The sequence below is a fragment of the Belnapia sp. AC561 genome (assembly GCF_979252845.1).
In genome coordinates this window covers 1-265 of record NZ_CEEDBP010000265.1, presented here as the reverse complement: position 1 = coordinate 265, position 265 = coordinate 1, and the positions used below count along the sequence as shown (strand labels likewise).

The window sequence follows — 265 nt, the reverse complement described above, 5'->3', positions numbered from 1 at the left end:
CCTGTGGGACTTCGCCGCGAATCTCTATGCCCGCCCTGGCGTCGAGACGGCCTGTTTGGCGCTGCAGGATGCTGGAGCGGATGTCTGCCTGGTGCTCTGCGGCCTATGGCTGGATCAACGCGCAACACACTGCACCACCGACTACGTGGCGCAATTACGCCAGGCTGCAGCCCCCTGGCAGCGCGACGTCGTCGTACCACTGAGGCAGTTGCGTCAATCCTGGCATGAGGCCGCGCAGACGGATCAGGCGCTGGCGCTATTACGC

The 265-nt window shown here is 64.9% G+C and carries 1 protein-coding gene; it reads left to right on the top strand.

Translation table 11 applies throughout. The features are described from left to right. The coding region (locus tag AC0IW9_RS31025; protein WP_471652145.1) for a TIGR02444 family protein at positions 1-265 on the top strand (265 nt) is incomplete at both ends.